This is a genomic window from Acidobacteriota bacterium, assembly GCA_040752915.1.
Lineage (GTDB): Bacteria > Acidobacteriota > UBA4820 > UBA4820 > DSQY01 > JBFLVU01.
The window spans coordinates 23156-46065 of sequence record JBFMHB010000018.1; the positions used below are offsets into that span (position 1 = coordinate 23156).

Consider the following 22910-nt stretch of genomic DNA (forward strand, 5'->3'; position numbering starts at 1 on the left):
CTTCTCCTGTACCAAATCTCCATATGGCGATATGAAGGACCTAAAATAATCCCTCCGCGCTCTCTTGTCAAGCCCTTCCTCCGAGCCAGGTTCGGGGGCGAGAGCGGCGGGGTGCGGCGGCTTACCCGGGTCAGCCCTTCAGGCTGGAGGCGTCGATGACGAAGCGGTAGCGCACGTCCCCGCTAAGGACGCGCTCATAGGCCTCGTTGACTCCCTGGACGGGGATGACCTCCACGTCCGAGACGATTCCCTTCGCCCCGCAGTAGTCGAGCATCTCCTGGGTCTCGGCGATGCCGCCGATGAGGGAGCCGGCCAGGCGCTTGTTGCCTCCGATCAGGGAGAAGGCCGAAACGGGCGCGGGCTGGGGTGGCGCACCCACCAGCACCATCGTGCGCTCGGGCTTCAGGAGCGCCAGGCAGCGGTTGTAGTCGTGGGGGGCGGAGATGGTGTCGATGAGGAAGTCGAAGCGGCCGGCGAGCCTCTCGAAGACCGAGTCGTCGGTGGAGAGGGCGAAGGCGGCGGCCCCGAGCCGGCGCCCGTCGGCCTCCTTGGACTTGGATGTGGAGAACAGGGTCACTTCCGCGCCCATGGACGCGGCCAGCTTCACGGCCATGTGGCCGAGCCCTCCGAGGCCCACGACGCCCACGCGGTCCCCCTCTTTGCAACCGAATCGCCTCAGGGGCGAGTAGGTGGTGATCCCCGCGCAGAGAAGGGGCGCGGCTCCCGCCGGATCCAGGTTCTCGGGCACCTTGAGCACGAAGCGCTCGTCCACGACCACCGCGGAGGAATAACCGCCGTAGGTCCGCGTCGTCCGGTCCATCTCCGTGCCGTTGTACGTGAAGGCCGCCCCCTTCTCGCAGAACTGCTCCAGGTCCCTCCGGCAGGGGTCGCACTCCCGGCAGGAGTCCACCATGCACCCCACTCCCACCAGGTCTCCCTTGCGGAAGCGCTTGACGCGGGCGCCCGCCTCCCGCACCCGCCCCACGATCTCGTGGCCGGGCACCATGGGGAAGAGGGAGCCGCCCCATTCGTCACGGACCTGGTGGATGTCCGAATGGCAGATCCCGCAGAAAAGGATGTCGATGGACACGTCGTGGGGTCCCGGATCCCTGCGCTCCACCACGAAGGGGGCCAGCGGGGATTTCGAGTCGGCGGCGGCATAGGCGGAGACTTTCCTCATGAACGCTCTCCTTGATGAAGAAGGGGACGCGCCTCCCCACAGAAGTGCGGCGCCCGACTCCACAACGTTGGAGACCTCCCGGATCATCCCGGACCCGCGGGGCCGACGGAGGGAGGACCGGGCCACGAAGGCCCCGGAGGCGCGAACCTTCCCCCCGACGCCGGTTTGAGGGGGAGCAGGCAGGTTCGCGAGCACGGCGGCACGGCAAAGGCGAATCCATTCGCCCGAGGCGCGCCCGGCGCCTGACGTGATCTGTGCGGCGACAAGAAGGGGAGCGGGGATTCCCACTCGGAGAGTGAGCGGGAGTGAACGAATTGGTCGGGGCGAGAGGATTTGAACCTCCGACCCCTTGGTCCCGAACCAAGTGCGCTACCAGGCTGCGCTACGCCCCGACCAGGGCCCCTATTCTACACGGAAGGGGCGTTTTCGCAACCCCCCCCGAAGGGTCTCCCGGCCGGCCCGGGGGCCACCCCGCACCCAAGGCGCGGGGTTTGAATCACGGAGCGGCGCTGCGGTCGCGGACGCGGCCCTCGCTCTCGTAGGCGACGGTCCCCAGCTTCTGAATGTAGCTTTTCAGGACGTCGTATTCGAGGTCGGGAAGCACCTGCAGGTCGGTGACCTCGATGCCCATCTTGGGCAGGAGCGCCACCACGCCCGTGTTGGCCGTCACCGTGTAGGTCTTGCCCCACCGGATGGGCTTGCCGTGGATTCGGATGGTCCCGGTCCGAACGCGGAAGAAAGCCGGGCGGTTCACGTTGTAGGCGAAGCTCATGCCGGAGACCTGGAGAAACACGTCCTCGTTGTAGGGCAGGTAGTACAGGCCCGTTTCCAGCCCTCGCCACAGCATGGCCGCCGAGATACGGAAGGTGGCGATCTGGAGGCCGAGCCCCGTGGCCGGATCGTAGCCGTAGCTCACGGGGCGGAAGATGTCGGCGCCCACGATGGGCCCCGCCGAGAGCCCTTCGGAGATGAGCCCGTTGGGCGTGATGGCGATGTCCGTGCCGGTGCGGTCCCTCAGCGCGTCGGCGATGAGGTTGCCCATCCCCGTGTCGCGGGGCCGGCGGTCCGGGTCGTAGGTCGTGGTCACGTCGGACGGAGCGTGGGCCACCACCGTGTGGTAGACGTCGCCGTACTGCTGGACGATGCCCGCCTTGAGCTGGTTCACCAGGGCCTGGACGGCCGGCGCGTTGGGCACCGAGGCGTCCAGGGGAACGATCTGGTAGTCGTCCACCGTCACGCCTCCCGCGGCGTACGTGAAGCGCATCTTCCCGACGGAGCGGTAGTGCTTGCCCGCCTGCACGTACGGCACGGCCTTGCCGAGCGGGTTCGTGAAGAGAACGGGGGCCTCGAAGAGGTAATGGTCGTGGCCGCCCACGATGAGGTCGATGCCCGGGACGTTCTCGGCCACCGCCTCGTCGTAGAGGTAGCCCAGGTGGGAGAGGAAGATCACGACCTGGGCGCCCTGGGCCCGCAGGGCCGCCACCTGCTGGTAGGCGAGGCCCACGAGGACGGCCGGGTCGTCCCCGCCGAGGATCACGACCGGGTCCGGCATGGACGTGGGCACGTTGGGGACGGTCATGGAGAAGATGCCGATCTGGACGCCGTCCACCTCCTTGATGAGGTTGGGCTGGATCCACGTGGCCAGGGCCGGGTACCCGGTCAGGTCGAGGTTGGCCGACAGGAGCGGCAGCGTCGTGGCGCCGTAGGCCTGGTTGAGGGCCATGGCGAGCACGCCCGGACCGAAGTCGAATTCGTGGTTTCCCACGGCCATGGCGTCGAACCCCAACTGCTTCATGAGCTGGAACTCGGGCACGCCGAAGTACTTGTTGAAGAAGAGGTCGCCGTGGAAGACGTCCCCGGCGTGAAGGACCAGCACGTTGGGCTCCGTCGCCCTGGCCTGGCCGATGACCGTCGCGGCCTTGGCGAGGCCCCCTTCGGTGCCGTCGAGGTTGGCGTCCTTGGGTCCGGTCATGTCCAGGTGCGAATGGGTGTCGTTCACGTGGAGGAGCGTGAAGGTCTGCGCGAGGGGCAGGATGCTCGAAAGAAGGAGCAGGGCAACCGAGCAGGCAACGAAGCGGACGATGCGGATCCCGGGGGCGGCCCCGGCGGCGGACGGCTTCCGAACCATGGTCCCCTCCTCCTCGTCAAAGGCTCCCGGGCGAGGGACCGCGCGCCGTAAAGGTCCGAATCTCGACTCGATCGCGCGCGACCCTTGGGAGCGACTTCGACTGTATCACGGATCCTCGTAAAGGCGGACGGTCACCGTCCCGTCGGCCTCGACCCAGGCCCGAAACATTCCGGGCGTGTTGAAGGAGACGGCCCGGTTGCCCCTGGCGTCCAGGGCCACCACGCCGCCGTCCCCCCCCAGGGCCTCCACGACGGCCAGGGCGGCGTCGGCGGCGGACTGGAGGGACTCCCCCCGGTAGGCCACGCGGCACCGGATGTCGTGGGCCACGGCCGCCCGGATGAAGTACTCCCCCCACCCGGTCGCCGAGACGGCGCAGGCGGAGTCGTCGGCATAGGTCCCCGCTCCGATGACCGGGGAGTCCCCCACCCGGCCCCAGCGCTTGTTCGTCATGCCTCCGGTGGAGGTGGCGGCGGCCAGGTGGCCGCACCGGTCCAGGGCCACCGCGCCCACGGTTCCGCGCTTCTCGGGGGGCGGCTCGGTCCCGCCGGGCGGCCCGCCCCTGCCCTCTTCCTGCTCCCGAGCACGGGCCCGCTGGAAGTCCCGCCAGCGCTCTTCCGTATCGAAGAAGGAGGGCAGGACCAGATCCACGCCCTGCTCCCGTGCGAAGGCCTCGGCGCCCTGCGCCACGAGAAACACGTGGGGAGATCTTTCCATGACCCTTCGGGCCAGAACGACCGGATTCTTGACCCGACGTACGCCCGCCACGGCTCCCGCCCTGAGGGTTGCGCCGTCCATGATGGAGGCGTCCAGTTCGTGGGCCCCTTCGTGGTTGAAGACGGCGCCCTTGCCGGCGTTGAAAAGCGGGGAGTCCTCCAGGATCCTCACCGCCGTCTCCACGGCGTCCAAACTGGAGCCGCCCCCCTGGAGGATGTCCCACCCGGCCCTGGCCGCCTCTGCGAGCGTCTCCCGGTAGGCCGCCTCCTTCCCGGGGGGCATCTGGTCCTTCCGGATCGCTCCCGCCCCGCCGTGGAGGACCAGGGCCACCGGCGCCTGGGATCCTCCGGACGTCTGGGCTCGAGGGCCCGACATGGAAAGGAAAACGAGGGCAGCGGCACCGGTCACGAGCCATCGCATGGCATCCCTCCGAGGTTCAGGCCTCAGGGTATCCGGCACTCCTTCCCCTGAAAAGCCCCCGCCCCCCACCGGCCGCCGCCGTGGTACCCTGGGGCCACCGGGAAGGGGGAAGGGGATGAACCTCCGCTACGGCGACCTTTCGGAGATCCGCGAGAAGCTGTCCCCCGCGGAGGAGCGCTTCGAGGCCCGGCGGAGAACGGCGGGCCTCTATCTCGGCCCCGCGGTCTTCCTTCTGCTTCTCCTGGCGCCCCTGCCCGCACCCTCCGCGGCAGCCTCCCGCCTCGCCGCGGTGGTGGCGTGGGTCCTGGTCTGGTGGATCACGGAGGCGGTCCCCATCCCCGTGACGGCCCTGCTCGGCCCGTCCCTCATGGTGCTCCTGCGTGTCTCGGGACCGGGCGAAGCCTTCTCCCCTTTCGGGGACCCCGTGATCTTCCTGTTCCTGGGCTCCTTCATGCTCGCCGAGGCCATGGCCGTCCACGGGCTCGACCGGCGCGTCGCCTTCGCCCTGCTTTCCTCGCGCCTGGTGGGGGGCTCCGCCGCCCGGGTCCTCCTGGCCTTCGCTGGGCTGGCGGCTGGCCTCTCCATGTGGCTCTCGAACAGCGCCACGACGGCCATGCTCTTCCCCATCGCCCTGGGCGTCCTGGGCGCCATGGCGCGACTCCTTTCCGCGGGCGGAAGGGAGGTGGACCCGACGCGGCTCCGGTTCGGTACGGCGCTCATGCTCCTGTGCGCCTTCGCCTCCTCCATCGGCGGCATCGGGACTCCCGTGGGAACACCGCCGAACCTCATCGCCATGGGATACCTGGACAAGCTCGCGGGCGTAAAGGTCCCGTTCTTCCAGTGGATGCTCCTGGCCCTTCCGATCCTCCTCGTCATGCTCTCCGCGGCCCTCGTCCTGATGCGCCTCCTCCTGCCCCCCGAGGTGCGGAGCATCGAAGGGGCCTCCGAGATCCTGAGGCGGGAGCGGGCGGCCATGGGCCCCATGTCACGGGGGGAGTGGAATGTCCTTTCCGCGTTCCTCCTCGCCGTGGTCCTCTGGGTGCTTCCCGGCGCCGTGGCCGCCGTGGCGGGCACATCCAGCGGGCTCTACGTCCTTCTCCAGAGCGTCCTTCCCGAGAGCGTCGTGGCCTTGGCCGCCTCCTCCCTCCTCTTCCTCCTCCCCGCGGACCGCGCGTCCGGCACCTTCACCCTCACCTGGAACCAGGCCGTGCGCATTGACTGGGGCACGCTCCTCCTCTTCGGCGGCGGGCTCTCCCTCGGCGCCGCCATGTTCAAGACGGGGCTCGCGGGGGCCGTGGGACAAGGCCTCGTTTCCGCCACGGGCGCTCGCTCCACGCTGGCGCTGACCTTCCTGTTCGCCGCCGTGGGAATCGTCGTCACCGAAGTCACCTCCAATACGGCGGCGGCCACCATGCTCGTCCCCCTCGCCATCGCCGCCGCCGCAAGCGCCGGCGTGTCGCCCCTGGAGCCCGCCGTCGCCTGCGCCCTGGGATGCAGCATGGCCTTCATGCTGCCCGTCTCCACCCCTCCCAACGCCATCGTGTACGGCTCCGGCTGCGTCCGCATCACTCAGATGATCAAGGTGGGGGTGTCCTTGGATGCGGTGGCGGTGGTCGTCATCCCCCTGGGGGTGTATATCGTGGCGCCGCTCGTCTTGGGAGGGGGGGGGCCGTGATCCGCGTGACGCCGTCCATTTCTCTCCGCGACGAGGAGGTCGTGGAGGAGTTCGTCCGGGCTCCGGGCCCCGGGGGCCAGAACGTGAACAAGGTGTCCACGTGCGTCCAGCTCCGCTTCGACGCCGCGGGCTCGCCGTCTCTTCCCGAGGAGGTGCGGGAACGCCTGCTCGCCCTTGCCGGGGCCCGCCTCACTTCCTCGGGAGAAATCCTCATTACGGCCCGGCGCTTCCGGTCGCGCGAGCGAAACAGGCAGGACGCCGTGGGCCGCCTGGTGGCCCTCATCCGGGAGGCCGCCCTCGTCCCCCGGAAGCGGGTGGCGACGGCGCCCACCGCCGCCTCGCGGGAGCGGCGCATCTCGGAAAAGAAACGGCGCGGCGCCCTAAAGGGCCGGAGAGGGGCGCCGGAGGAAGAGGATTAGCCGCCGGGGCGAACCGCAGGAGGGCGATGGCTTGGCTTTCGCCGACTGCGAGTTCCGCCATCTCCCGCATCCCCAACCCCCCTCTTCCCGGCGCCTTCGCTGACCCTACGAACGCCCGCGCGGCCGGGGCGTTCTCTCCCGTCCGAAGCCAGGCGCGGCTGACGCCTGGGCGAGCGAGCCGGGAAGGGAGCTCGAACGCCCCCTTTTTTCGGGAGCCCGCCGGTGTTAGGGTATGGAGGACCGTCGGGCAACTCCGCGAGCCTCGGTGGGAAGCAGGGGGTCCTCATGGCAGGGGTCCAGGAAATCTCGGTCATTTCGCCCATCGATCCGGCGCTCCAGCACACCCGCCGCGTCCTCTTCGAACACTTCGACCTCAAGAAGTGGTTCGTCATGGGCTTCTGCGCCTTCCTCGCCCATCTCGGGGACGGAGGGGGAGGCTTCAATCCCGCGGGGAACTTCGGCGGACGGGGCCGCGGCGGGCGCGACGATCTGGACGATTTCGGGCGGGGCGCCGGTCAGTGGATGGCCGATCACTGGGGCCTCGTGATCCTCATCGCCGGGGGAGTGATCCTCTTCGTCTTCGCCCTCGCCACCCTCCTCACCTGGCTCTCCAGCCGGGGCAAGTTCATGTTCCTCGACAACGTCATCAAGAACCGCGCCGCCGTCAGCGAGCCCTGGGAGCGCTTCCGCGCCTTCGGGAACACCCTCTTCGTCTTCCGCTTCCTCGTGGGCCTTACGGGTCTCGGGGCCTTCGCCCTCATCGGAGGCTTCTGCTTCGTCCTCGCTTACCCCAACATCCGCGACGGCCGCTTCGGGGCTCGGTCCGTCACGGCCCTCCTGCTCGGCCTCCTTCTCCTCGCCATCCTTCTCGTCTGCCTCGCTCTCCTCCAGATGGCCGTCAACGACTTCGTCGTGCCCATCACCTACCGGCGGGGCGCACGGCCCGTGCAGGCCCTCCGGATCTTCCGGGACGAGATGCTGGCCGGCCACGAGGGCGTGTTCCTGCTGTACGTGCTGGCCAAGGTCGTCATCGCCATCGTCGCCGGCGTCCTGGTTCTCATCGGCACCTGCGTGACCTGCTGTATCGCCGCCCTGCCCTATCTCAGCAGCGTGGCTTTTCTTCCCATTTTCGTCTTCGTTCGCTCCTATTCCCTTTACTTCCTGGAACAGTTCGGGCCCGAATGGCGATTCTTGTCGCAGGCTGCCCCCGCGCCGCAGACCCCGCCGGCGCCGGCACCCGAGGCGCCGATGCCGGCGCCCATGCCTTTCGAGCCCCTTCCCGAGCCATCGGAGGCGACCGGCGCCTCCGCTCGGGAAACGGCTCCCTCGCCGCCCCAGGACCCCACATCCGAGGCCCCAAAATGACCGAATCCGAACCGAACAGGCCCGCCGAACCCCTCGTCGAGCCCGACAACGCCCTTCCTGAAACGACCCTGGAGGCCCTTCCCGAGGCCGTGCGCGAGGCCGCCGCGCGGGCCGGCTGGTCCGCCCTCATGCCCGTTCAGGCCAAGGCCATCCCCTACTTGCTCCAGCGCCGGGACCTGATGGTTCAGTCCCGGACCGGAAGCGGGAAGACAGGCGCCTACATCCTTCCCATGGTGCATCAGTTGGACCCCGCTTCGGCGACCTGCCAGGCCCTGGTTCTGACGCCCACCCGCGAGCTGGCCCACCAGGTGGCGCAGGCCGCCACGCTCCTCTTCGGCGAAAGGGGCCTGCACGTGGTCTCCGTGTACGGGGGGGCGGCCTACGGACCCCAAATCGAAGGGTTCAAGCGGGGCGCCCACCTCGTCGTGGGCACCCCGGGGCGGATCCTGGACCACCTCATCCGAGGAACCCTGAGCCTCGACGGCCTGAAGTTCCTCGTTTTCGACGAAGCCGACCGGATGCTCTCCATGGGCTTCTATCCGGACATGCGCCGGATCCAGTCCTTCCTCCCCCGCCGCCGCGTGCACGGCTCCATGTTCTCGGCCACTTACCCCCCCTACGTCCTTCGCCTGGCGGAGGAGTTCCTGGACCACCCCGGGTTTCTCAGCCTGAGCAAGGACCATGTCCACGTGGCCGAGACGACCCACCTCTTCACCGTCTGCCCGCCCATGCGGAAGGACCGGTCCCTCGTGAAGATCCTCGAGGTGGAGAACCCCTCCTCCGCCATCATTTTCTGCAACACCCGGGAGAATGTGGGATTCGTCACGACGGTCCTCCAGCGCTTCGGCTACGACGCCGACGCCCTCAGCGCCGACCTCACCCAGGCCGCCCGCGAGAAAGTCATGGCCAGGCTCCGGGAGGGCTCCTTGCGGTTCCTCGTGGCCACCGACGTGGCCGCAAGAGGCATCGACATCCCCGAGCTGTCCCACGTGATCCAGTACGAGCCCGGCGAGGACCCCGAGTCGTACGTGCACCGCTCCGGCCGAACGGGGCGCGCGGGGGCCGCCGGCACCGCCATCACCCTGGTGGCGGGCATGGAGGAGATCCGGTTGATGGAAATCGCCCGCGCGTACAACCTCCCCATGGAGGAGCGGCCCCTCCCCACCGACGAGGAGGTGGAGGCCCTTGTGGCCCAGCGCGTCACGGCGCTCCTCGAATCCGAATTCCGCGCCCTCGACAACATCCGGAAGGAGCGCCTCAAGCGCTTCCTTCCCCTGGCGCGGAGCCTCGAACAGGAGGCCGACGAGACGGATCTCGTCGCCATGCTCTTGGACAATTATTACCAGCGGAGCCTCCACGGTCCCGAGACGCCGCCCCTCGGCGCCGCCCGCCCTCCCGCGCCGTCCCGCGAAAACAGGCCTCGCCGTCCCGAGGGCCGGTCCCGCGAGGGCCGTGACCGCCGTCCCCCCAGGAGACGGTAGGGAGGGGCCGCCTCCAGCGCGTGCGCCGAAGCACGAAGCGGGGAAGGCGCGGCCGTCCCCTCGGCCCCGGATCTTCCGCTCTTTCCGGCCCGAAAAGAGAGGGGGCCAGGCGTCACCGCCCGGCCCCTTCGATGATTTGCCTTCCGCCAACTAGTTGACGCCGACGGCCGTCCAGGCCTGGCCCACCCTCGTCACTTCCGTGCTGGAGGCGCCGTAGAGCTGGGTTGCGGCCGCGATGCAATCCTGACGGGCCATGGCGAAGGTCTCGGAAGGATCGAAGTAGCCCGTGTTCGCCAGGTAGCAGATGGCGAGGGCCTTGTCGATCCCGATGCCCGTCACGCTGATGCCGGACGTCTTGTTTGTCCCGCCCGCCGCAAGAAGGTAGAACATGTTGTTCCAGATGCCGGAGGAGTAGTGCACGTCGATGCTGGAGGTGTAGAGGCTGTAGTGGTCGATGCTCCGGCCGTCCTTCTTGGGGTCGTCCATGTACCGAAGGGCGTCGCCCGCCGTCTTGGGCGTGTAGATGTCTTCACCGATCCAGTAGTCCGGAACGGTCGTGGCGCCGTGGGCGGCGGCCCAGAACTCGACGCCGCAGGCCATGATGTCGGAGAAGGACTCGTTCATTCCGCCCGATTCGCCCGAATAGATGAGGGCCGAAGTGGCCGCCGTGACGCCGTGGCTCATCTCGTGGGCCGCCACGTCCAGCGAAGTGAGGGGAGAGAAGGTCGTGCCGTCCCCGTCGCCGTAGGTCATGCACTTGCAGGAATCCGACCAGAAGGCGTTGTTGTACGAACGGCTGTAGTGGACCCTGGAATAGGCGCCCTTGCCGTCGTTGAAAATGCCGTTGCGGCCGTAGGTCAGCTTGTAAAAGTCCCAGGTGGCCTGCTGGCCGTAGTGGCCGTCCACGCCGATGGTGGCCCGGGTGGCCAGGGTGTGATCTCCCCAGACGTTCGTGGCGTTCACGAAGAGCGCTCCGCCCGTCTTCTTGTTCAGCATGTCCATCGTGTAGCTGTTGCCGCGGCTCGGATCCACCAGGGAATAGCTGGCCGTGAGATCGGACTTCTGTGCCGTTCCGATGGTCACGTCGGCGCTGTAATAGGAATGGCCGGTGGCTGTCTTGGGCACCGTGTACGGGGTGATATCCACGGTGTGCAGGTCATCCCAGTCCGCGATGGGAGCGCCGCTGTGCGCGTCGATCACGAAGACGTGCTCGGCGGGGGTGAGGTTGTCCTGCATCACGTTGGATACCCGGACGACGTACGCCAGGTCGTAGCCCGAGCAGTTCGGGTAGATGAAGAGTTCCGCCCGCGCCGAGGCCTTCCCGGGGCCGTGGAGCGAACGGAACTGTTCCTTCGCCATCCTCTCGGCCTGGTGCGCGCCGAAAGACGGGGTCACGTCGAGGTCGGGGATCGCCTCCACGCGGGTCGTGAGCGCGAAGACACCACCCACGGCGTTGTTGACGTGGGCGATGACCTCCTGTCCGAAAACCGGGATGCCCTTGTAGAATTGCGCGAAGCGCACGTGGCTCGCGCCAAAGGGGTCCACGTCCGTGCTCCTGGGAAGAAACGTCAGGTTTTCGTCGCCGAGGCCCAGTCTCCCCTGAGCCTCCGCAAGGTAGTTCGCGGCCTCCGCTTCCGCGTTCTGCCTGGCCATCTCGACATCGGGAACGATTCCGCCCGCCGGCATGGGGGCCGGTCCGGGGACGATCCCGCCGGGCGCCGCGGCCAGGGCCGCGATTCCGAGGGCCAGTACAACCAGGGCGATCCACGTCCTCTTCACCATCCACACCTCCTATGAAAGGTCCTAACAGGGAGGCGAAATACGCAAGGGACGTGCCCAATTCGGAAAAGTCAGCAAAACGACTCCTCTAGTCGTTCTCACAGTTATCTTCTAACCGATAATTCCGTTCACGCATCCGCGACGCAGTGGACCATGGTCAGATGGTGATTCAATATATTTTTAATAGGTTTATTGTTGCCGTAACCTGCGTTTATAGCAATTCGTGTACTCAGGTTACGATTTGGCCTCAATCGGGGTCCCGCCGGAGCCTGATTCGAATGGGTGAACCCGCTCGGAACCTGGGGCCTTGATTTGCAGACGATCGAGGAGATCAGGAGAACCGCGTTCCCGGTGACGGGGACGCTTCGCCTGGCCCAAAGGCGGCGCGGCGGGATCCGCCTGGCTAGGGCATCCCCGTCCGCTCCAAGAGGCCAAGGATCCTCCCCACCGCTTCCCGGATTCGTGGAACCGGAACGGCGAAGGAGAAGCGCATGAAGCCCTCGAGGCCCAGGGCGGAACCGGGGATGGCCATGACCCCGGCCTCATCAAGAAGTCGAGTCGCGAGAAGGTCCGACGTGTCCGCCCCCAGCCGCTCCATGAGCCCCGTGACGCGTGGAAAGATGTAGAACGCGCCATCCGGTCGGAGCGCTTCGATTCCGGGGAGGGACAGGAGACCCTGATACAACGCATCGCGCCGCACGGAGTAGTCGCGCAGGACGGGCCCGAAGAGTTCCTCCTCCCGCCGAAGGGCCTCCAGTCCGCCCATCTGAGCAAAGGTCGTGGCGCCGTTCATGGAGTGGGCCTGGATCCGGCCCGCGGCGGAAATCCCCTCGGCGGGCCCCAATGCCCAGCCCAGCCGGTAGCCCGTCATGGAGAAGGTCTTGGAGAAGGAACCCGCGCAGAACACGGGCCTGCGGGCCTCGGGGTCGAGGTGGGCCGACGTGGCGTAGAGGCCCTCCTCGTAGACGTACCGGTCATAGCATTCGTCCAGGATAATGAACATCCCCCGTCCCTCGGCGAAGGCCACGATCTTCTCCAGAAGGTCCCGGGGCACGACGGCCCCGGTGGGATTGCACGGGGAGTTGAGGACGATCCCCCGGGTCCTCGGACCCGAGGCCGCCTCCAGCGCCTCCACCTCCGGTAGGAAGCCGTTTTCGAAGCGGCAAGGAACGAGGCGGGGGGTCCCGCCCCACAGCCTGACGATCTGGGGCGTGGAAACGTAGTACGGCACCGGGACGAGGACCTCCTCGCCGGCGTCCATGTGGGAGCCGATCACGTGATAGAGGGCGCCCTTGGCCCCGGCGGTGATCAGGACGTTGGCCGCCGTGTACTTCCCGCCGTACAGCCGGTTGTACCGGTCGGCCACGGCCTCGCGCAGGGCGGGCAATCCCATCACCGGGCTATAATAAGTGTAACCTTCGCGGAGGGCGCGTTCCGTGGCCTCCAGAATGGGGCCGGGCACGGGAAAATCGGGTTGACCGGGTCCCATATCCACGAAGGGGACGCCCCTTCGCTTCAATTCCTGCCCCTGAACGATCAGATCGAGGAGTTTGGATGCCTCCACGGCCTCCATTCTGCGGGCGGTCATTTCGAGAACTTCTCCTTGAGCATCCGGAGCACCGGGGCGGGAACCAGACCTTCCACCGGCCCTCCCAGGCGCGCCACCTCGCGGACCAGACGGGAGGACAGATAGGTGTACTCCTCCCGCGGCATGAGGAAGACCGTCTCCAGATCGGGGGCCAGGCGTCGGTTCATGAGGGCCATCTGGAACTCGTATTCGAAGTCCGACAGGGCTCGGATTCCACGCAGGATGTGCCGAGCCCCGCGCCGGCGCACGTAATCCACCAGAAGGCCGTCGAAGGCGTCCACCTCCACCCGGTCCACGTCGCGAAGACTCTCCCGGAGGAGACGGACCCGTTCCTCGACGGTGAAGAGCCCCTCTTTTTGAGTGTTTCGCAAGACGGCCACGACGACGGTCTGGAAGATGCCCGCACCCCGCATCACGAGGTCCACGTGACCGTTTGTCACGGGATCAAAGGACCCGGGGTAGATCGCCATCGCCTTCATTGGGTCGCTCCTCCCTTCGCTTCCACGAAGGCAGCGAGGGTGCCTACGTTTTGGAACACCTTCGGGCCCAGGTCCTCGTCCGCGATGCGGATCCCGAACTCCTTTTCAAGGGCCACCACCAGTTCAAGGGCGTCAACCGAATCCAGTCCGATCCCTTCCCCGAAGAGCGGCGTCTCGTCCCCGATGTCCTGTGGTTTCACCTTTTCCAGCCGCAGTTTCTCGACGATGAGGACCCGAATGCGGTCCTTCAAATCGGCCATGCCTCCTCCCACGCGCAGGCACCATTCTAGCCGAACCTTCCATCGATGGGAAAAGGGGGCGGTCTCCAGCGAATCGACACGGACCGGCGCCCACCCTGCGGCCGCTCCCTCTTCGGTCGCGCCCTCGGAAGGGCCCCGAAGGGCCTCCCGCCCTTCTCGTCCCCCCGGGCTTCCTTACCGAGATGCCACGCGCGAAGCGGGATTCACTCCCGCTGGAGCGCGGACCTCTCCAGGTGGGGGGATCAGCGGCGCGACCGAAGGGAGCAGAGCGCAAAGGGGGGAGGGCTGGATGCCCTCCCCCCTTGCCATCTTTGGTGCGCCCGGCAGGACTCGAACCTGCGGCCATCTGCTTAGAAGGCAGATGCTCTATCCACCTGAGCTACGGGCGCACAAGGTGGTAGTATAGCGCAATCAGAAGCCCCGTGGGACGGGACGTCCGGGGGGGAGGTCCGGAATGGATGCGAAGCGGCGTGTGGCGATTTCCTCCGTGGCCGCGGCCTGCCTCCTGACGGGCGCGAAGCTTGGGGTGGGCCTCTGGACCGGGAGCCTCGGGATCCTCTCCGAGGCGGCCCATTCGGCCCTGGACCTCTTGGCGGCGGGCCTTACGTGGTGGGCCGTCACGGTGTCGGACCGGCCCGCGGACCGGGACCACCCGTACGGCCACGAAAAGATCGAGAACCTCTCGGCACTCCTGGAGACTCTCCTGCTCCTCGTTACCTGCGTCTGGATCGTCTACGAGGCCGTGGCCCGGCTGTATTTCAAGACCGTTGAAGTGAAGGTGAACGCCTGGAGCTTCGGCGTAGTAGTGCTGGCCATCGTGGTGGATGTATCTCGCAGCCGGGCCCTTTCCCGCGTGGCGCGGGAAACGCGCAGCAAGGCACTGGAGGCGGATGCTCTCCACTTCTCCAGCGACATTCTGTCTTCCTTGGTGGTGCTCGGGGGCCTGGTCTTCACCCTGCTGGGCTACCCGCAGGCCGACGCCATCGCCGCCATCGGCGTCTCCCTCTTCGTGGTCTGGATCTCCGTCCGTCTCGGCATGCGGTCCGTGGACGCCCTGACGGACCGGGTTCCAGGGGATCACGTGGGGAAGGTCGCCCGGGCGGCCCAATCCGTCCCCGGCGTGGCCCGAGCCTACGACGTGCGCGTCCGCGAGGCAGGGGCCCGGCATTTCGTGGACCTGAAGGTGGGCCTCGATCCGGGAATGCCCCTCGAGGCGGCCCACGGCGTCACCGAAGCCGTGGAGCGAGCCGTCCAGGGAGCCCTGAGCCGGGCCGACGTGCTCGTCCACGCCGAGCCCGATGGGGCTCCGATTTCGATGGAGGAGGAGAGCCGGCTGATCCGTGAGGCCGTGCAAGAAATCCCCGAGGTCGCGGGCTGCTCGAAGGCTCTCCTCTTGAAAAGCGGGGAGGGCACCCACGTGGTCCTGACGGTGAGCCTTCCGGGATGCCTCTCCTTTGCCGAGGCCCACGCCGCGGCGGACCGTATCGAAAAGACGGTAAGGGAGGCGGTGGCCGGACCCGTGACGGTCACCGTGCACGCCGAACCGGCGGAGCCGGTCACGAAGGACTCTGGAGGAGGCGGACGAGCCTCCGCACCAGAAAGCGCGGAGTAAGCCGCACGGAAAAAGCGCCCAGCCGGTTTCGAAGGCCCGGGACCGCGACGACCCGGCCCCGCTTCCAGGCATCGTAGCCGGTCTCAGCCACTCTCCGGGGATCCATGGCCCCCATTCGAAACAGGCGGCTACCTTCCATGTCCGCCACCGCCGCAAACTCCGTTTCCGTCGCCCCCGGTGCAAGACAGGAGACCTTCACTCCCGAACCGCGCACCTCCTCGGCCAGGGCCTCGGTGAAGGAGAGCACGTAGGCTTTCGTGGCATAGTAAACCGCCATGTAGGGGCCAGGCTGGAAGGCCGCGGTGGAGGCCACGTTCAGGACGCCGCCGTCTCCGAGGGCGAGCATCTTCGGAAGGAGGAGCCGGGTCAGGGAGGTCAGGGCCAGGACGTTCACGTAGATCATCTCTGCCTGTTTCTCCAGGGAGATGTCCTGGACTCCCCCGCGGAGGCCGAAACCCGCGTTGTTGACGAGAGCGGAGACCTCCACTCCCCTCCCCTCGAGCTCCTTCACGATCCTGACGGGGGCCTCGGGGAGAGTCAGATCGGCGGGCAGGACCTCAACCTTCACTCCCCGTCGCAGGTTCAGATCCGAAGCCAGGGACGAGAGGCGTTCGGCGCGGCGCGCCGTCAGGACGAGGTTCCACCGGTCCCGCCCGAAGAGATCCGCGAACTCCTTCCCCAACCCCGACGAAGCACCTGTGATGAGGACCCACCGCGGCTTCATGAACGGCTCCCTTTGGGGGCCCGAACGGGGCCGTTTCCCCGAACGCTCGACACGGCCCCGGGCTTCCCGCTCGGGACTCCGGGAAACCCTTCGCCTCCCCCCTGCGCCGCCTCTCCAGGACGAACAGACAGGAGTTCCGCGATCACCGTGGTGGAAACGAGGAACCCTTTCGGGGTCAGGCGCAGCCGGTCGCCGTGCAGCTCGGCGAGGCCCTGATCGGAGAGCCTCCCCAAAAGGTGGGCCAGCCGGTACTCGGTTCCGGCGAAGAGGCCCTGGACTTCCGCGAGGGGCACTCCCTCCGCCAGACGGAGCCCGAAGATGAGCCGGTCTTCCAGGAGGCGCTCCGGAGTCAGGACGATCTCTGTCTCCCAGGGCGGGAGGCCTGCCTCCAGGGCCTTGGTCCAGGCCACGTCGTCGCGGGGGTTCCCGAGTAGACGCCCCCGGATCCGGCTCCAGGAGGAGGGCCCGAGACCCACGTACTCCCCTCCGCGCCAGTATTTCAGGTTGTGCCGGCACTCCCCCCCCCGCCGCGCGAAATTGGAGATCTCGTAGTGGCCCCAGCCTTCCCTCGTCAGGACTTCGTGCGTGCGGTCCAACATCCGGGCGCACAAGTCATCGCCGGGAAGGAGCACCTCACCCCGCTCCGCACGCTGGGCAAGGGGCGTTCCGGGGTGAAGATCCAGGGCGTACACCGATATGTGGTCCACCGGAAGATCCGAGGCCCGCCGGAGGTCCTCCTCGAGGCCTTTCAAGGATTGTCCCGGCACGCCGGCCATGAGGTCCACGGACAGCCGCTCGAAGCCCGCCCGGGCGGCCGCGACCACGGCCTCCAGGGCCTGTCCTGCCGTCGCGCGGCGCTGCAGAAGTTCGAGAACCCCAGGCTGGAAGGACTGGACGCCCAGCGAAAGACGGTTCACGCCCGCCTGCTGCCAGCCATCGATCGAGGCGCTCGTCACGGTCTCAGGATTGGCCTCGAGGGTCGTCTCCGCCCCATCCGCCACGCGGAACAGCCGGCGCAGGCCGTCCAGGAGGGCCGCCAAGCGGCGCACCGGCAGGAGAGAGGGTGTCCCGCCGCCGAAGTAGATCGTGTCCACCTCTCGCACCGAATCCCGATGGTGGAGGCGGGCTTCCAGGAGGACCCGGTCCTCGTATCCCGCGGGAACGCCGTCGGGACTCACCGCTCGGTGGAAGTCGCAGTACCCGCACAAGGAGGCGCAATACGGAACGTGGACGTATATCCCAAGGCGTCCGTCGTCGCCGGGCCAGACGGGCCCGGTCTTTACTGGTCGCCGCCTCGCGTCCATCCGGATCCTCCCGGAGCCTACCCGACCACCAGAACCCACAGGTCCCTCAGATTGTTGCCGGCGGGTCCGCGCGGGATGAACGTCCCCTCCCTTCTCCAAAGGGATGCCGTCTCCCTCCTGGCCAGGGCCTCCTTCAGCGCAGACGGGTTCGGGACGTGGCGGTCGTCCGTAAAGGCCCCTCCATCCCCGCTGCCGTCCATCCCGTCCGTCGCCAGGACCGTCAAGGACCACCGCGCAGAAGGCGCGGCTTCCCGCAGGAGGAGGGCCAGGGCCGCGGCGAGGTGGCTGCACCGTCCGCCGGCCCCCCGGTGGTTCCCCACATCCACCGTTGCCTCCCCGACCCCGACCCAGGCTCGTGGAGGACCGCCCCCGCCCCGCGCCGCGACCGCGAGCGAGACGAGCCGCGCCGCAAGAACATCCGCCCCTTCGCCCTCTCGCACCGGCACTTCCCTCACGCGCAAGCCCCGTGCCCTCAGTGAATCCGCCGCCAGGCGACGCAGGAAGAGCCCGTCCGCCAGCAGGAACCAGCGGTCCCTGGGCCTTCGAGCGGCGGGCGATGGGGCTGGGAGCCCCCGGGGGGCTGAGATCCCCAAGGCCCGAAGCACCTGTCCCGCCGAAACGGCCGGCCTCCAGGGAAGCGTGGGGCCCGAGCCCACGAGACGTGCCTGGCCCGGCCCCACGTCCGACCAGATGCCCGTGGCGCAGGACCAACCGCCCAGATCTTTCAGGAGACCACCCCCCTTGACCTCGGAGAGCGCAAGCCGAACGGCGTTGACGTCCCGGATGGGAGCCCCCGACGCGAGGAGCCGGGCGGCCAGCCCGGCCTTCTCCCTCAGGGTCCACGGTGGACGGGGCGCGACGAGCAGGGCGGAGGTGCCTCCAGAGACGAGCGCCAGAAGCCCTCCCCGGCCTTCCCGCAACCAGTCCCGCACTTCCCGCGTGCGCCGGACGTTTCCTGGCGTCGGCTCGGGATGGTCGCCGCGCAGGTCCAGAAAGCCCGGAGGAGCCGGCCTTCCAGGCACCCCGTAGAGGAGCCCGGGGACATATGGCCAGACCGCCCGAGCCGCGGCGGCGAGGCCCGGCGCGGCTTTGCCCAGGCAGAGAACCCGGTCCGGGACCGACCTGCCTTCGAAGTGGGCCCGGAGAAGCGGCGGGGCGACGCGTTCCGGGGCCGAGTCGGCCAGAAAGTCCCGGAGGACGGACGCCAGAGCCATGCCCTCAAGAAGCGCGTCCCTCACGCTTTCACCTTTTTCTATATGCCAGAATCCTCACCGCCAGGGAGTTTCCGGGGATAGCTCCGCCTGAACCCCTTGACAGGCGGGAGTTCCAGCCCTATATTGTGCCCAGAACCTTTATAGGAGGTACGGATGAACAAGGCTGAACTGATTGGGTCGATTTCCAACCACGCTGGGCTGAGCAAGGCCCAGGCCGCCAAGGCCCTGGACGCCTTCACGGGCGCGGTCCAGAAGGCCCTCAAGAAGGGCGACAAGGTCACGCTGGTCGGTTTCGGCACGTACGCGGTGGGCAAGCGCAATGCCCGCACCGGCCGCAACCCCAAGACCGGCAAGCCCATCAAGATCGCGGCCAAGAAGGTCGTGAAGTTCAAGCCCGGCAAGGGTCTGGCCGACAGCGTTCGGTAATCTCGAATTCCATCGGTCGGAAGCGAGGGGCCTTCGGGCCCCTCCTTTTTTTTCCGCCCCGGCGGGCGCCCGACGTGGGGGAGGACTCGGCCGGCGAGGGGTAGGCCCGCCGGACACCTTCGCTTCACGCCTCCTCCGCGGGCGCGATCACCACGAGGTCCGCGCCGCCCACCACGCCCTCCCCCTCCTTCACGCGGATGTCCCGGACGATCCCGTCCGTCAGGGCCTGTAGCTCGTTCTGCATCTTCATGGCTTCGACGACGATGACGCCCTGGCCCTTCCGCACCGCCTGGCCCGGCTCCACGAGGATCTTCACGACCTTCCCCGGCATCGGCGCCTTCACCGCGGCCCCGTGGCCGGCTCCCCCGCCCGACTGGCCCCGCAGCACCAGCCCGATGGGGCTCAGAAGCTCCACTCGGCGGGTTCCGTCGTACAGGTGGACGTTGTACACGTCCGGCTCGGGCGAATAGACGCTCACCTCATAGCTCTTTCCGTCCACGAGGAGAGAGTAAAGGCCCGGGAGGAGAAACTCGCTGTCCACTTCCCAGGTCTTGCCGTCCAGCGTGATCACGTACCCCCCGTTCCGAGGGGCCAGCTCCACGGGTATCTCCCGGCCGTTTCTGAGGATCACGTACCGCACGTCCGCCTCCAGGAATGGGGTCCCCCGCCGCGTCCTAGCGGAGGCTTCGCCTCCACGCGCTCACGCCGCTCCCGGCTTCAGGTCGGGGCTGGCTCCGCACGGCCGACTCGTACGCCGCGATGGCCGCCGCGATGTCCGCCACCGGATGGGGCTCGGGCCTCCGGTACTCCCCGGGGCCCAGGAAGCGCGGGATGAAGTCCGTGCTCAGGTTCCCCGCCAGAAACTCGGGATGATTCACGATCTCGATGAGGAAGTGTCGGTTGGATCGGATCCCGACGATCTGGAACTCCTGGAGCGCCCGGTTCATTGTGGCCACCGCCCCGGCGCGATCATCGGCCCAGGCCACGACCTTGGCGATCATGGGGTCGTAGTGGATGCTCACCTCCCCCGACCCGTACAAGGACGAGTCCACGCGCACGCCGGGCCCCTCCGGGAAGCGCACCGCCACGATCTTCCCCGGGCATGGGAGGAAGTTGTTTTCTGGATCCTCGGCGTAGATCCGGCACTCCACGGCCCACCCGCGCTGGGAGACGTCCTCCTGTTTGAGGCGAAGGGGCTCTCCGGCCGCCACACTCACCTGCAGTTTCACGAGGTCGAGGCCGGTGACCATCTCCGTGACGGGGTGCTCCACCTGGAGGCGGGTGTTCATCTCCATGAAGTAGAAGTCCCCCTCCTGGCTGGCCAGGAACTCCACCGTTCCGGCATTCACGTAGCCCACGGCCCGGGCCGCTTTCACCGCGATCTCGCCCATCCGCCTTCGCATGTCGGGCCCCACGAAGGGGGAGGGGCACTCCTCGATGACCTTCTGGTGTCGCCGTTGGATCGAGCATTCTCGTTCGCCGAGCCAGAGGCACGTTCCATGCCCGTCCGCCAGAATCTGCATTTCGATGTGGCGAGGGTTCAAGACGGCGCGCTCGAGGTACACCGACCCGTCTCCGAAGGACTGCACGGCTTCCGAGGACGCGTCCCGGAACGCGCCGGCCATCTCCTGTTCGGTCCGAACGAGCCGCATCCCCTTGCCGCCACCGCCCGCCGCCGCCTTGAGCATGATGGGAAAGCCGATGCGGCGCCCTTCGGACAGGGCCTCCTCCTGGCTCTTCACGGGTTCGAGGGTGCCCGGCACCACGGGGACCCCGGCGGCGGCCATGATCTGCCGGGCGCGGGTCTTCTCGCCCATGGCATGAATGGCCTCCGGAGGGGGCCCGATGAATATCAGCCCCTCTTCCGCGCATCGTGCGGCGAAGGACGCGTTCTCGGAAAGGAAGCCGTACCCCGGATGCACCGCATCCGCCCCGGCGCGGCGCGCCGCCGCCAGGATGGCCTCCACGTTCAGGTAGCTCTGGCTCGAGGGGGCGGGGCCGACCGGATAGGCCTCGTCGGCCAGACGGACGTGGCGGGACTGCCTGTCGGCCTCGGAAAAGACGGCCACGGACGCGATCCCCATGTCTCTCAGGGCCCGGATAATCCGGACGGCGATCTCCCCGCGGTTGGCTATGAGGACTTTTCGGATCACGAGGTCACCTCCAAGAAACGGAAGGTCTCCCCCTCGAGAAGGAGCCGGCTTGGACGCCGCCACCGGGCGTCGTCCCTCTCCGGGTGGTCCTGCCGGTAGTGGCCCCCGCGGCTCTCGCACCGGTACTGGGCGGAGGCGGCGATGGCGTCCCCCAAGAGGGCCATGTTGGCGGTTTCCAAGACCCTGCGGTGAAAGCACCCGTCCCGGAGGTTTCTGCGGATGCCTTCAAGCTCCAGCCGGGCGGCCCTCAGGCCGCGGGCCGCGCGGATGATGCCCACGCCTTCCCACATGACCGCCCCGCACCGCTTCCTCAAAGCGTTGACGATTTCCAGGTCGGCGCACCCCGACAGCCTCAGGGGCGGCACCTCGCGTTCCTCCGGGGCCTCGGGGCGGTCCCGAAGGGCGGCGCGGGCCGCCCGGGTCCCGAAGACGAGCCCTTCCAGGAGGGAGTTGCTGGCCAGACGGTTGGCACCGTGGACACCCGTGCAGGCCGCCTCCCCTGCGGCGTAGCAGCCGGGAAGGGAGGTGCGCCCCTCCCGATCGGTCTCGATCCCGCCCATCATGTAGTGGGCGGCGGGATAGACGGGGATGAGGCGGCGGGTGATGTCCAATCCGTACCGGAGGCAGGTGGAGTGGATCGTGGGAAAGCGCTTTCGGACGAAATCCGGGGGCAGGTGGGTCAGGTCGAGCGTCACGGGGCGCCCTTTTTGGGCCTGGATTTCGGAGACGATGGCCCTCGTGACCACGTCCCGTGGGGCCAGTTCTCCCTCCGGGTGGTACTTGTGGGCGAAGCGCTTGCCGTCCGCGTTCCTCAGGACCGCCCCTTCTCCCCGCATGCTTTCCGAAAGCAGAAACCGCGGCGCGCCGGGTAGGAACAGGGCCGTAGGGTGGAACTGGACGAATTCCAGGTTGGCCATGACGGCCCCCGCTCGAAGGGCCATGGCCATGCCGTCCCCCGTCGCCACGGCTGGGTTCGTGGACTGCTGATACAGACGCCCGATGCCCCCCGTCGCGATCAGGACGGCCCGGCCGAGTACGGGCCGCCCGCGGTTTTCGCTTTCGTCCAGGATCCACACGCCCCGGCACCTCCCCTCCTCGAGGATGAGCGCGATGCCCGTGTGAAAAGGGAGAACGCGGATGTTCTCTTCCCGCCCGGCCGCCGCCGTCAGGACCCGCTCCAGTTCCTGGCCCGTGGCGTCGCCGTGGGAGTGGAGAATGCGGCTCCGGCTGTGAGCCGCCTCGCGGGTGTAGTGAAGTTCCCCGGCCTTCCGGTCAAACTCGGCGCCCCAGGCAATGAGCTCCTCCACCCGGTCGCGCCCGTCTTCCACCAGGACGCGGACGGCCGACTCATCGCACAGGCCGTCCCCCGCCGCCAGGGTGTCGGCGAGGTGGCGCTCCCGATCCTCCGGATCGGGAAGGGGAACGGCGATTCCGCCCTGGGCGTATTCGGTGTTGGATTCCCTGGGAAGGTCTTTCGTGACCACGATGACGCGCCAACCCGCCCGGGCGGCTTCCACCGCCCCTCGGAGCCCGGCGATGCCCGAGCCCAAGACCACGAGATCGCACATGAGAGGGGCTTCGGAGGTCAACGCTTCGGCTCCCGCCGGCCCGGAGAGCGCCGGCAACTCTTCAGCCTCGGACCCATTCCGACCTCCGGGACCATTCTACGCAGGCCCGCCCCGCACAGGCAACCGCTCGGCCCCGGGCCCGGGCGCGCCCGCGCCTCCGTCCGCGGCCATCCGCCCGCGCGTGGCGGAGAGGCGCGGGCGGCGGCGCACATGGAGCGCGCCCTCTTCGCCCGGCGCCTCGTCCCGGCACCGGAGGGGCCCATGCGGTCCGCCGGAGCGCCGGATCAAAGGAATCCGCGCTCCCGCATCCAGTCGTCGTTGAAGATGGTGCTCAGGTAGCGTGAGGCGCCGTCGGGAAAGATCGTGACGATGCGCGAAGGGCGATCGAGATTTCGGGCCAGCTCCAGGATGGCCCACAGGG

The 22910-nt window shown here is 68.2% G+C and carries 19 protein-coding genes and 2 tRNA genes; 6 read left to right on the plus strand and 15 right to left on the minus strand.

Going from position 1 to position 22910, the window contains the following annotated elements:
• Positions 1 to 130 precede the first annotated feature (130 nt).
• From AB1824_05235 to AB1824_05250, 4 genes are all read right to left on the minus strand, one after another.
• Entirely contained in the window at positions 131 to 1180 is a 1050-nt protein-coding gene (locus AB1824_05235; GenBank protein ID MEW5764362.1) for an NAD(P)-dependent alcohol dehydrogenase, read from the minus strand.
• A gap of 315 nt (positions 1181 to 1495) precedes the next feature.
• Positions 1496 to 1572: transfer RNA gene (locus AB1824_05240), tRNA-Pro, on the minus strand.
• A gap of 104 nt (positions 1573 to 1676) precedes the next feature.
• Entirely contained in the window at positions 1677 to 3308 is a 1632-nt protein-coding gene (locus tag AB1824_05245) for a 5'-nucleotidase C-terminal domain-containing protein (protein MEW5764363.1), read from the minus strand.
• Between the two features lie 105 nt (positions 3309 to 3413).
• A complete protein-coding gene (locus AB1824_05250; protein ID MEW5764364.1) occupies positions 3414 to 4442 on the minus strand; it encodes an isoaspartyl peptidase/L-asparaginase in 1029 nt (342 codons plus the stop codon).
• A gap of 115 nt (positions 4443 to 4557) precedes the next feature.
• Here AB1824_05250 and AB1824_05255 point away from each other — a divergent pair, with 115 nt between their 5' ends.
• The 4 genes from AB1824_05255 to AB1824_05270 all read left to right on the plus strand — a co-directional run bounded on the left by AB1824_05255 (position 4558) and on the right by AB1824_05270 (position 9382).
• On the plus strand, positions 4558 to 6117 hold the full coding sequence (locus AB1824_05255; protein ID MEW5764365.1) for a DASS family sodium-coupled anion symporter: 1560 nt from the start codon (positions 4558 to 4560) through the stop codon (positions 6115 to 6117).
• Positions 6114 to 6536, plus strand: a complete 423-nt coding sequence (gene arfB, locus AB1824_05260) for an alternative ribosome rescue aminoacyl-tRNA hydrolase ArfB (protein ID MEW5764366.1) — start codon at positions 6114 to 6116, stop codon at positions 6534 to 6536. Before AB1824_05255 ends, arfB begins: the two co-directional genes overlap by 4 nt.
• Before the next feature lie 285 nt (positions 6537 to 6821).
• Positions 6822 to 7901, plus strand: coding sequence for a hypothetical protein (locus AB1824_05265; protein MEW5764367.1), 1080 nt, complete (start codon positions 6822 to 6824; stop codon positions 7899 to 7901).
• Positions 7898 to 9382: a DEAD/DEAH box helicase gene (locus AB1824_05270; GenBank protein ID MEW5764368.1), complete on the plus strand. Its 1485-nt coding sequence runs from the start codon at positions 7898 to 7900 to the stop codon at positions 9380 to 9382. Before AB1824_05265 ends, AB1824_05270 begins: the two co-directional genes overlap by 4 nt.
• A gap of 150 nt (positions 9383 to 9532) precedes the next feature.
• On the opposite strand, the gene AB1824_05275 is transcribed toward AB1824_05270, so the two are convergent.
• The 5 genes from AB1824_05275 to AB1824_05295 all read right to left on the minus strand — a co-directional run bounded on the left by AB1824_05275 (position 9533) and on the right by AB1824_05295 (position 13877).
• Positions 9533 to 11164 (minus strand): M4 family metallopeptidase, encoded by a 1632-nt coding sequence (locus tag AB1824_05275; GenBank protein ID MEW5764369.1) that lies wholly within the window; start codon positions 11162 to 11164, stop codon positions 9533 to 9535.
• Positions 11165 to 11564: 400 nt separating this feature from the next.
• Positions 11565 to 12749 carry a pyridoxal phosphate-dependent aminotransferase gene (locus AB1824_05280; protein ID MEW5764370.1) on the minus strand — a complete coding sequence of 395 codons (1185 nt, stop codon included), beginning with the start codon at positions 12747 to 12749 and terminating at the stop codon, positions 11565 to 11567.
• The gene (gene coaD, locus AB1824_05285; protein MEW5764371.1) at positions 12746 to 13228 is read right to left on the minus strand and encodes a pantetheine-phosphate adenylyltransferase; all 483 of its coding nucleotides are present in this window, start codon (positions 13226 to 13228) and stop codon (positions 12746 to 12748) included. The genes AB1824_05280 and coaD overlap by 4 nt, the downstream gene beginning before the upstream one ends.
• Entirely contained in the window at positions 13225 to 13488 is a 264-nt protein-coding gene (locus AB1824_05290; GenBank protein ID MEW5764372.1) for a phosphopantetheine-binding protein, read from the minus strand. The genes coaD and AB1824_05290 overlap by 4 nt, the downstream gene beginning before the upstream one ends.
• A 312-nt stretch (positions 13489 to 13800) precedes the next feature.
• Positions 13801 to 13877 (minus strand) — tRNA-Arg (locus AB1824_05295).
• Positions 13878 to 13942: 65 nt separating this feature from the next.
• Here AB1824_05295 and AB1824_05300 point away from each other — a divergent pair.
• Positions 13943 to 15100, plus strand: a complete 1158-nt coding sequence (locus AB1824_05300; GenBank protein ID MEW5764373.1) for a cation-efflux pump — start codon at positions 13943 to 13945, stop codon at positions 15098 to 15100.
• Here the strand turns inward: AB1824_05300 and AB1824_05305 are convergent.
• From AB1824_05305 to AB1824_05315, 3 genes are read right to left on the minus strand one after another with little or no spacing between them, the layout of a single operon-like run.
• Positions 15045 to 15824 (minus strand): SDR family oxidoreductase, encoded by a 780-nt coding sequence (locus tag AB1824_05305; GenBank protein MEW5764374.1) that lies wholly within the window; start codon positions 15822 to 15824, stop codon positions 15045 to 15047. The genes AB1824_05300 and AB1824_05305 overlap by 56 nt on opposite strands.
• A complete protein-coding gene (hemW, locus tag AB1824_05310; protein MEW5764375.1) occupies positions 15821 to 17128 on the minus strand; it encodes a radical SAM family heme chaperone HemW in 1308 nt (435 codons plus the stop codon). Before hemW ends, AB1824_05305 begins: the two co-directional genes overlap by 4 nt.
• Positions 17129 to 17145: 17 nt before the next feature.
• Positions 17146 to 18366 carry a DUF4147 domain-containing protein gene (locus tag AB1824_05315; GenBank protein MEW5764376.1) on the minus strand — a complete coding sequence of 407 codons (1221 nt, stop codon included), beginning with the start codon at positions 18364 to 18366 and terminating at the stop codon, positions 17146 to 17148.
• 129 nt (positions 18367 to 18495) lie between these two features.
• Here AB1824_05315 and AB1824_05320 point away from each other — a divergent pair, with 129 nt between their 5' ends.
• A complete protein-coding gene (locus AB1824_05320) occupies positions 18496 to 18768 on the plus strand; it encodes an HU family DNA-binding protein (GenBank protein MEW5764377.1) in 273 nt (90 codons plus the stop codon).
• Positions 18769 to 18892: 124 nt separating this feature from the next.
• Here AB1824_05320 and AB1824_05325 read toward each other — a convergent pair whose 3' ends face one another.
• From AB1824_05325 to nadB, 3 genes are read right to left on the minus strand one after another with little or no spacing between them, the layout of a single operon-like run.
• Positions 18893 to 19408 carry a biotin/lipoyl-containing protein gene (locus tag AB1824_05325; protein ID MEW5764378.1) on the minus strand — a complete coding sequence of 172 codons (516 nt, stop codon included), beginning with the start codon at positions 19406 to 19408 and terminating at the stop codon, positions 18893 to 18895.
• A 34-nt stretch (positions 19409 to 19442) separates the two neighbouring features.
• On the minus strand, positions 19443 to 20921 hold the full coding sequence (gene accC, locus AB1824_05330) for an acetyl-CoA carboxylase biotin carboxylase subunit (protein ID MEW5764379.1): 1479 nt from the start codon (positions 20919 to 20921) through the stop codon (positions 19443 to 19445).
• Complete coding sequence (gene nadB, locus AB1824_05335; protein ID MEW5764380.1) at positions 20918 to 22510, minus strand: L-aspartate oxidase; 1593 nt, start codon at positions 22508 to 22510, stop codon at positions 20918 to 20920. Before nadB ends, accC begins: the two co-directional genes overlap by 4 nt.
• Positions 22511 to 22910 lie beyond the last annotated feature (400 nt).